The organism is Candidatus Methylacidiphilales bacterium (genome assembly GCA_025056655.1).
Taxonomy (GTDB): domain Bacteria; phylum Verrucomicrobiota; class Verrucomicrobiia; order Methylacidiphilales; family JANWVL01; genus JANWVL01.
On sequence record JANWVL010000130.1, the window covers coordinates 1 to 6,642 of the forward strand.

Genomic DNA, 6,642 nt, shown 5'->3' on the forward strand with positions numbered 1-6,642 from the left:
GCCATTCATGTGAATGAGGTTGACTTCATCGAGCATCTCGTGGCTGGTAAAACCTCGGGCAGTCGTGCCGATAACATCGTCCGTAGAGTGTGCCCAGGTGTCGGGATTGCGGCGCTTTCCCCAGGCATCGTAGCTGTAACGTTCTACAACGTGCCCTTTTTCATCCGTGACGCAGTCAAGTGAGCCGAGGTGATCATGGTGGTATATCAGTGAAACAAAAACCGCCTACAGAAGCTTACCTATTCGAGGCGGTTGTTTTATATTCAGGGGAGATTTTGAGTAAGGCATTGAAATAGTTACTATAGAATTTAGCTAGGGCTTCATTCTCTATACGTATATAATCTTCTATATTTAATTCCTTCGCATTTAATGTCCAATTTGCGCTCCCTGTCCACACAATCCGATCGTCTATCGTCATGCACTTCAAATGCATACTTCCTTGTTGAGTTCCTCCATCCAGAGGAGGAAGGTAAACCTTGATGCCGTTTCTCTCCAGCATTTCTAAAATTTTGCTCACTGGACCCCTAAGCATTTTCTCACTGATAACCACCTTTACCTCTACACCGCGCTTTGCTGCTTCCACTAGTTTATTGATAACGTCGCCATCCATCACGTAATACATTGCTGCTTTAATTTCACGCACTGATTGCTCGATATCTTTAACAAGCATCCCTACCCCGCTACTCAATTGCCCATCCCTTGATGGCGTGTAGTAACTCTCAATATCCTTAGCTATAATGGAAAATTTCTCTTGAATCTCGCCTGACCATTCCCTTTCTGTTCCTCCCATTATCCTACTGTAATCTATATTAGGGTCAACGCCAGGATTAGTGCGTGAATAAACCAATCGGTTCGCTATCTCCTCTCTCACCCATGGTTTTGCTTTCTTATAAAGCCAGTTCCATTTGTTTTTATAGCTATTCACTATCTTTCTTGACTGAATAAATAGCACATCCTCTAAATTCATCAAAAATCCATACGATGACCAATTCGCGCTTCCTGTGATCAATAATTTATTATCTATGATCGCGCACTTAAGGTGAAGTTTCCCAGGCTCTTTTTCTATAAAAACTTTTACCCCCTCTTTAACCATCTTATCAAATCGATCAAAAAATCGCCGCTCAGCAACGGTATTTTCATCTATAATTATTCTCACGCTGACTCCATTCTTAGCCTGCTTTGCAAGAGCTTCCATAATCTCAGGATCAGTCAACCAAAACATCGCTACATCAATACTTTTCTCTGCCTTTCGTATCGTTTCCAATAGCCTATCCATAGCAACTCGTTTGAAAGGCGTGAAAACGACCTCGACTTGAGCAGACTCATACTCAGCGCTATACCAATCCCAAAAATAATATAGGCCAAGCAAGAGTAAGACAATCAGAAAAAGCCAATAAAATTTTTGTTTTAGCATAGATAGGCTATTTTAAGGTTTGAAAATAGAATATTTTCACTTATTCTCAAAATCAGGACCTAATACCCTTCTTAATAGACTATTTCGTATCGAATCTCCTTCTTTATAAAGTTTGGGTAAATCGTCAATGGCTGAAGTGCTTAAGATTTTGCGTTGGAATTGAGGAAAAGCATATTTGTAGTCACGATCTTTTAGAACCTCTTGTATTTTAATAGGATTTAATTGATCATTACTACCTCCGGAACATAAGAAATCAACCCAACCTAGCAATAATGATGTTACTATATACTCATTCTCCATAGCCCAATAAACAACCGTAATGACTCTAGAATTGATATAGATTTCTTTTGCTGTGAGTAAGCAGTAATCTATCAAATACTGGGCTAAAGTAGGATCTATAGCTATATGTATGATTTGGAACATTTCATTTTCTAAGAATTTATGAAAGGCATCATTTTCTTTGATTAGATAATCATCGTGTTTCTGAAATGCTTTCAGCGTCTTTTTCCAGTCAGTATTAGGCCAGGGATGTTTCTCCAGATATTCTTTCACCTCAAGATAACCGCCATCTTTTAGCATTTTTCCTATCAGTGAGTATATAATCACATTCCCAGAATAGCATCCGAAGAGGTAGTTACTAAAATCTTGATAACTAAAAAATCGCATCATGAGCCTATATAAGACTTCTAGATCTTGTTGATCTAAAGTCACTTTATTGAGATAGACAGGTTTACTCAATTCAATTAATTTATCGATCATCAAATTTCCTACGTCTAGTTTAGCTTGCTTGATTTTGAGTTTCTCTTTATTTTTTTCTCTTTGGACATCATGAGTCGATGGAAGAGTTAACCATTTATCGCTGGAAACTATTTTTTCCAGCTCTTGATAGTTTCGAGCCTTACTGAGATTATTCTTTAATTCATCTAGCTCTTTGAGTGTTTGTCCGTGGCCGAGAGCGCAGACGAGTAGATATATAATCAATGATTTTATTTTCATAAGAGGGACTTATTTGAAATTGAAGGATATATAGGATATGTCGCCATTGAAACTAATCTTGATTTTATACACACGTCCTCCGTCCGATGCCTGAATATAACCTGTTTGAGCAAAGGCACCATAGTCCGAAAAGAGAGTAAGATTATCTCTATATTCTCTATCAAAACCATACAAGTCATACATTTCACCGTAAAGTCTGATGCCTGTGCTACTATCTACATAACCATCTCGATGGACAGGGACTTGAATCGTCATATTAAAAGACACGCTCCCAAGAGCTAGCAATAAGTCTTGGTCTCGAACTAATGAAAATCTAAAACTTTGTTTCGGATAACTCCACTCAAACCAACGAATATTTTGATCTGGTGGTAATTTTTTCAGTTTTTCCAGCACTTCGGTTCGTCTTTCGTTCAGTCTTTCTTTCAACCAATGTTCAAATGTGTGACTGAGGATCACATCTTTCAAGAGTTTTGATTCGTGACCAAAATTCGCTGTAATTGAATCCCCAGGATTCGCCTCTGGCTTAAATAGCACTCCTACGTTATGGGTCAGGCCATTTTCATTTTGATGTATAGTAGTAGGAGTTGCCGTGGCGCCTTCCGGTGTCGTGCTCGAGGCGAATGCTTTAACTAGATTACTAGCATTAAGAAATATCTCTATTATGTTGAGAATTTTCAACGTATTTATTGCAACATGATATTTTTCTCTGGAGACGATCTTTAGTTTGATATCATCTACGATATTCTTTTCAGCGGCTGCTTACGTGCATGCATGGCATAGGGAGCAACCAACGGGCGCGACATGTGTCGAGGTGTGCAAGGAGCGAGCTGCCACGAGCAGATGACGTGACGGGCCAAACTAGCGACCGCCGTCGAACAACCAAGGCGCGAGCAACGCCCGAACCTATCAAACCGTGTCACTTCCGCTTTTTGAGCCATAGCCACAAAAAGCCAAGCACAGCCACAATCACCACCGCCGCCACCAATGGCCACTGGGCGGACGAGGGGGATTTTTCGACGGGCGTTTGTGTGGCTTGGGGCGACTTTATTGGTTCCGGCGCTTGCGGCACCGGCATCGGTTCCGATGAAGCGTGAGGCCGCTGCGGTTCTTGCCGTGATGACTTCAACCGCAAAGCTTCGATAGCCGCTTTTCGGGTGAGATGGAGAAAGGGTTTTAGTCGCTCACGTTCAGTGCTGCGTTGTTGCTGGTTCCGCAAATTGAACTGCCCCGAAAGATCGACTTCTCGCCATGAGTCATCTGGATTCTCTAAATACTCGGCTAGCGAAAGCATCTCCAAAATGGGGGATCCTTTTTCCGCATACATTTGCTCTGCGGCTGCCACGCGCTGGTCAAGATCGGCGGCATTCGCATCAAATGCCTCCTCCTTCTTTACTTCGCCCTGTTGATCATACACGACGATCTTTGGAGGAACACCTGCCAGCATCGTTGCAAAAAGATAATCATTCCCGGAACCGTTCCAAACACGGGAGGGGTTGACCGCGAAGTCTTTGCCCAAAGCGAGACTGTGCCAAGTGGTGCCATCCCAATTCCCGGCAGATGTAGCATACAACGGCGGCGCATCGGCAAACCTGATTCGATAGATGTATCCTCCAGGCAAGAAGCTCTGGCCATTGCCATTTCTCCAAGCATCGAACAACGGTTTATACTCTGTCAAATCGGAAGCGTGGTTCCCTGGGGCTTCCAGAAAGAAAGGAATGTAGGTTCGCGAGTCCCTGAGCAATTCGAGCGATTCACCGTTGGCCTGTGAAATAGCATCAGACAGAAATTGTTCATCCTTTTGCACCTGCGCCAAAAGCCAATCGTCGAGCGGCTCAGCATAAAGTGACCGGCCACACAGTGCCATCACCGCAATACAATACAAAACGAGGTTCTTCATGGTCGTGGCGGCGGTTATGGGTCTATCTGGTTGCAAACAGCCTCAACGTAGTTGTTTTGCCCATAATTGAACTGCCAAGCAAGAACAGGTGGACCTTGCCATGAGCACCAATGAGCCGCAGCGCCGTTGTATGCTTTGATCGCAACTGCATCCTCGGGACGTTTTTCGCCCTGATTGTCTCCAAAAGTTACAGGACCCTGCACCCGGCTTGGCACGGGAACATTACGGCCTGTATGGTAAATGGTTTGAGGACGCTGCCCGTTAGGCATCGGGTTAGTCTGGCTGCGCGGATTCGGATCGTTCATGAACATCTCCGCGATTTGGATTTTGCCTGCCAAGATGACCAAGAAGGCATCGACGTTCTTTTGCCAATTCCAAAATATTTCTCGCGGAGCTGATACGGTCTTGTTTCCTGCTGCCCCAGTGACTTGTGCAAGGCCTGCCCCACCGACGCCAATTTCCCCAGGAGATCGAACTACAAGGGGGTCGCCCTTCGTGAAGGCGTAGTTCACTCCGCTGTTGATTGGGCTACTGTTACCGCTGCGCTCCCAGAACTGGTTGTAGTGTCCGGGATTGTAGGCCTGACTCTCATGCTTCACGATGGCGTAAGCATACCATGGGGCACCCGGACGCCCCTGAATGTATGCCTTGCACCGGGCATCATCAGGATTTCGCCCGCCGATGGCGAACTTGATCGTCTGTTCAGCCCCGTCATTGATCTTGAATGTAAGGGTCGCATCTCCTCCGAAAAAGGGAAGGTTGGCGTATTCCCTCCATATTTCCCATCGGCCATTTGTCACATTCTGAAATGAGCCGTTCGCCGGGATTCTCACCGTATCATCGGTTTGCTTGCCAGCGTATGGACGCTCATACTCAACAAGCAGCTTGGCTTCAAGCTTCACGTCTTGGGGAAGGCCAGGGATACGAAACTCAAGCTGCGGCATGCGCGGCGCAGGATTCTGTTCTGACGTGTGCGCATCGATCCAGGCGATATTGGAATCGGCAATCGGCGTCGATTTATCCCACGGTTGGATTGTTACATCATCCCCTGTGTTTCCATGATCCTTTATATCGACCACTTCTACAGGCAGGAGGAGCACCTCCCAGTCACGCCGTTTATTCCAGCCAGGGTCTTCGATTTTGGGAAGGAATTCTTTTTCTTGGCCGCTGGAAAGCTCGGTAACTTTTACTTCTTCTACTTTCCACTTCGGAGTGTCATGCTCCCCTGCGTTTTCCTTGAATTGGCTGTCGTAGGGGTCGCCGGCTGTCCACTCCCCTTTCCCATTGAAACTGCCGCCTTGCTCTTTAGCTTTCCATACCAAATTTTGTGTTTTTTTGCCATAGAGAGGTGGCTTAGTTCTTCCAAATAAAGATCGGCTATTGAGAGGGGCTTGCCTTTTTCTATGGACTTCCAAGATATTCATCGTGATTGGTTCATCCGATGTTAATTTGAGTGTTACCAGCTTGTAAAACCCTCGCTCTTCCTGATAGTGGGCTGTGCAGGTCTCTTCTCTATCGTAATCGCGGCAAGGATAGGGAGGCCTCCCGGGACACATGACACATTTAATCCGAACCCCAAAAGCTTGATACTCCCGATTTCTTTTTTCATATTCTCCTCCGGCAATAATTGGATCATTCTCCACGACAGAATAGGATCCGTATGCAATTTCAGATACCTTGGATTTTACAATGCTCACACCAGCTAGCATGCTCACGGTTTCATATCTATAGTCCGAATTATCTTTATTTTCAAAATAATAATATCGGTTGATTTTATGTGTTGTAAGGTTACCCAACGAATTCCATTTTGCAATATGCTCCCTCATCAATCAATTCCCTTATTCCTGCAAATGGTGTCTGAATTGATCAGGGCAGGCTAATAAATGTAACTATCCCCAAACTTATCCGTGCCCAAATCGAAAGCTTTTTCTATAGTGGATTTTCTTTTCGATTTGATTTATATAATAGTATGAGCATCAGTCCTATTATGGCTATTATCCCGATAATGCCGTAAGCGAACAAGTCCATATCGAAGATAGTGGCATTTGTAGAATTCTGTTCTGAAGCGTTGTTTTTTTTTGTTGTGGGCAACTAAAGATTCGGATGAGGCTTTAGGCTCTGTAGTTTCTGATTTTTCTGAAGGGGGTAGGGTGATATAGCGGTCTATTTCATCTAATTTTTTTTGCTCCTCTGGAGATAGAGTTTTTTGAGATTTAGGAGGCTTGAAATAGTTTTGTTTTATCACTTCAAATTCAGCGAGTAGTTTCTTTCTAAGATTTTCATTAATACGATATGGGGGCATTTTCCCTTTCCAGCCTTTTCCCTGTAGCTCTTG

At 44.1% G+C, this 6,642-nt stretch carries 7 protein-coding genes; 1 reads left to right on the forward strand and 6 read right to left on the reverse strand.

Going from position 1 to position 6,642, the window contains the following annotated elements:
* Positions 1–183, forward strand: a 183-nt coding sequence (locus tag NZM04_08320) for a hypothetical protein (GenBank protein ID MCS7064027.1), incomplete at its 5' end; no start/stop codon positions are given.
* A gap of 52 nt (positions 184–235) precedes the next feature.
* On the opposite strand, the gene NZM04_08325 is transcribed toward NZM04_08320, so the two are convergent.
* The 6 genes from NZM04_08325 to NZM04_08350 all read right to left on the reverse strand — a co-directional run.
* On the reverse strand, positions 236–1,414 hold the full coding sequence (locus NZM04_08325; GenBank protein MCS7064028.1) for a phospholipase D-like domain-containing protein: 1,179 nt from the start codon (positions 1,412–1,414) through the stop codon (positions 236–238).
* Positions 1,415–1,450: 36 nt separating this feature from the next.
* Positions 1,451–2,410: a hypothetical protein gene (locus NZM04_08330; protein ID MCS7064029.1), complete on the reverse strand. Its 960-nt coding sequence runs from the start codon at positions 2,408–2,410 to the stop codon at positions 1,451–1,453.
* Positions 2,411–2,419: 9 nt separating this feature from the next.
* Entirely contained in the window at positions 2,420–3,088 is a 669-nt protein-coding gene (locus tag NZM04_08335; GenBank protein ID MCS7064030.1) for a hypothetical protein, read from the reverse strand.
* 238 nt (positions 3,089–3,326) lie between these two features.
* Positions 3,327–4,307 carry a hypothetical protein gene (locus NZM04_08340; protein MCS7064031.1) on the reverse strand — a complete coding sequence of 327 codons (981 nt, stop codon included), beginning with the start codon at positions 4,305–4,307 and terminating at the stop codon, positions 3,327–3,329.
* A 14-nt stretch (positions 4,308–4,321) separates the two neighbouring features.
* Positions 4,322–6,016 (reverse strand): hypothetical protein, encoded by a 1,695-nt coding sequence (locus NZM04_08345; protein MCS7064032.1) that lies wholly within the window; start codon positions 6,014–6,016, stop codon positions 4,322–4,324.
* A 248-nt stretch (positions 6,017–6,264) separates the two neighbouring features.
* Positions 6,265–6,642: hypothetical protein (locus NZM04_08350; GenBank protein MCS7064033.1), on the reverse strand; the 378-nt coding region annotated here is incomplete at its 5' end.